Origin of the sequence: Acinetobacter sp. YH12070 (assembly GCF_013419625.1) — a bacterium.
GTDB lineage: Bacteria > Pseudomonadota > Gammaproteobacteria > Pseudomonadales > Moraxellaceae > Acinetobacter > Acinetobacter amyesii.
Genome location: NZ_VOZT01000117.1, coordinates 1 through 2,795, shown reverse-complemented (window position 1 = coordinate 2,795; position 2,795 = coordinate 1). Strand labels below are relative to the sequence as shown.

General features: G+C 35.8%; 2 protein-coding genes, 1 rRNA gene and 1 pseudogene. All 4 read right to left on the bottom strand.

Going from position 1 to position 2,795, the window contains the following annotated elements; translation table 11 throughout:
* Window positions 1-84 (bottom strand): annotated as a pseudogene (locus FTU17_RS17075) (IS1595 family transposase); the annotation flags it as partial.
* 105 nt (window positions 85-189) lie between these two features.
* A complete protein-coding gene (locus tag FTU17_RS17070) occupies window positions 190-1,002 on the bottom strand; it encodes a M48 family metallopeptidase (RefSeq protein WP_180105620.1) in 813 nt (270 codons plus the stop codon).
* A gap of 315 nt (window positions 1,003-1,317) precedes the next feature.
* Window positions 1,318-2,517: an MFS transporter gene (locus tag FTU17_RS17065; protein WP_180136116.1), complete on the bottom strand. Its 1,200-nt coding sequence runs from the start codon at window positions 2,515-2,517 to the stop codon at window positions 1,318-1,320.
* 178 nt (window positions 2,518-2,695) lie between these two features.
* Window positions 2,696-2,795, bottom strand: a 5S ribosomal RNA gene (gene rrf / locus FTU17_RS17060); the annotation flags it as partial.

Below are 2,795 nucleotides of genomic sequence, written 5' to 3'. Positions count from 1 at the left end.
TGTTTTAGAAGCAGGAATATCAATGCAAAAGCACTGAATAATTTTTTTAATCTTATAGTGACTTAATTTACTGTTTTCTATCATGATTCTAGACTAACATATCTATTCTGCTAGTCTAGAGCCAACAAGATTTAAATAAATCATTTGTAACTTTGCTTTAGTTTAAATCAACCTAGAATGTGCCATGAGTTATCGCATTTTATTCAACATTAAAGCCTGCGCCTGTTGAAATTTGATGTGCATTTCAGGTAAATATTTTTCAATATAAATCTTACGCTTATCTATACTGTCTTGAGTCATCAATGGTTTTACATCAAGCATTTGACGGCGTGTCGTTTCCTGCTGATATTTTTGCCAAAAACTCAATGCTGCATTTGGGTCAAAGCCCGCTTTCGACATAAGATCAAGTGCGAGAACATCAGCTTCTAGTTCAAATTTTGAAACTTTAGGCAGAAAAACCGCTTGCCCAGTCACACTACTGGCAGCCGTTGCAAGCGCGCCGATACCCGCAGTCGAAGAAATCATCGCCACCTGACTAGCAAACAGCAAAGAAATCTTTTCACGATGATGATCACGCAATGCATGTGCCATTTCATGCGCCATCACAAATGCCAATTCATCTTCAGTCAGCTTTAAACTCCAATACAAACCCGTGTTAATGACAATTTTCCCACTTGGAAAACCATGTGCATTTAAATCTTTATTGAGATTCCCACTGACTTGCCAATCCCATTGACTCGAACCTTGACGGTAAAACTCCGCATTTTTTTTGAGTTTATTTAAAACCTGATCCAATTTCGGATCAATGATCAAAAGTTGTTTGTCTTTAGACTGATGAATAAATTGTTGATAAGATCTGTCCGCCTGTTTAGTTAATAATTTTTGAGGAACGATAAAAAACTGTTTACGTTCTGCACCAGCTGTCCCTAAATTCGTGGTACTTACACAAGCTGAAATTAAGATAAAAAATAAAGCCATCATTAAAATAGTTATATTTTTCATAATCGCCTTAATTTTAATACCAATATTGATCTATATATAATTCCAACTAAAAATAAATGCAAAAAAATACGAACAATACGTATAAATGTTAAATATCAACAACTTGAAAATATATTAGATTTTAAAAATGATAACCAAAAATATTTTATTTATTATATTGTGATGTATTTCATTATTATGAGGCACCTTTTAAAGGAAATATTAGACCAAAGTTGTATAATCATAAAAATAGTAAATTCAGCCATTTTTATAGTGTTATTTATATTAAAAAATAGATGTAAAACGAATATTAAATAATAGCTTATTCACATATTTCTATTTTAATTTATTCAAATGTATTGCTAAAAATAAACCGATCATCAAGATAACAGCAATAAAGCAAGTTAACCCCATCCAACCAGACATCTCCCAAACCAAACCACTACTGCTACCCAAAATACTAGAACCTAAGTAATAGCAAAATAAATATAAAGATGAACCTACGGCACGGTATTGCAGGGATTGAACGGATACCCAACTACTTGCCGTGGAATGCGCTGCAAAAAAAGCAAAGGTGAATACAATCAGCCCCAAAATGACTGACCAAAATGCCGGAATGAGCATAATCAACAGCCCCAACAACATCATGATCAGCATTGCAGGTAAAACTTTTTCACGCCCAAAGCGTTTCCCCCAACTTGCAGCCCGAGGTGAACTATATATTCCTGCCAAATAAGCTATGGAAATTAGCCCAATCCAAGTTTGAGAAAGTTGATAAGGTTCTTCTAATAGGTGGTAGCTCATATAGTTAAATATAGAGACAAAACATCCCATGAGGATAAAGCTTTGAAGGAATAAAATTCTCAGCTTTGGATCTGCTAAGTTTTTAACGAAAGATTCATAAAATCGGTTGAAACGAATGGGATAAGCTTGAAAATGTTGAGATGCTGGAAGTAATAAAAAGAATGCTGTGGCTATACATAGGTTAATGATACCAATAATCATCATGGCATTTTGCCAACTAATATAATCAATCAATACCCCTGCAATGAGACGACCACCCATTCCTCCAATCGCAGTACCTGAAATATACAGGCCCATTGCAAAGCCTATATCTTTTTGCGCAATTTCCTCTCCAATATAAGTCATTGCAACAGCAGCAACACCACTCACACTTAAACCAATCAGCACGCGATTCAGTAGAAATACTTCCCAAAGCGGAAATATAGAACTGATTATTAAAAGTGACGCTGCCAAAAATAAAGCGGTGACCATGACAGGCTTACGGCCGAATCGATCTGAAATCAAACCAGTGAACAGCAGCCCTACCGCTAAGGCAATGGTTGAAAAAGATAATGGAAAGCTGCTATGTGTCGGACTGACATGAAAATAATCAGCAAAAATGGGCATCATCGGTTGTACACAATACAACGATGAAAAAATTGCGAAGCCCGCTAAAAATAAAGAAAATAAAATGGCAAGAAATGGCCGTGTGCCATATTCAATATAAGGAGAATTTGAGGCTAAATCAGACATGAGCTTTCCATCAATGACACGGATAGTATACGCCTTTCAGTCTTTAATTTATAAATCACATAAAAATGAATGAAGCTTTTCTTCTATATTTCTACTTTATCTTTTCCTCTTTTTCTTCCCTTTTCATCACGCATAAAAAAACACCCCCTGGACTAGTCAGGGGGTGTTTCGAATAATGAGCTGGCGATGACTTACTCTCACATGGGTAACCCCACACTACCATCAGCGCTAAGAGGTTTCACTTCTGAGTTCGGGAAGGGATCAGGTGGTTCACTCTT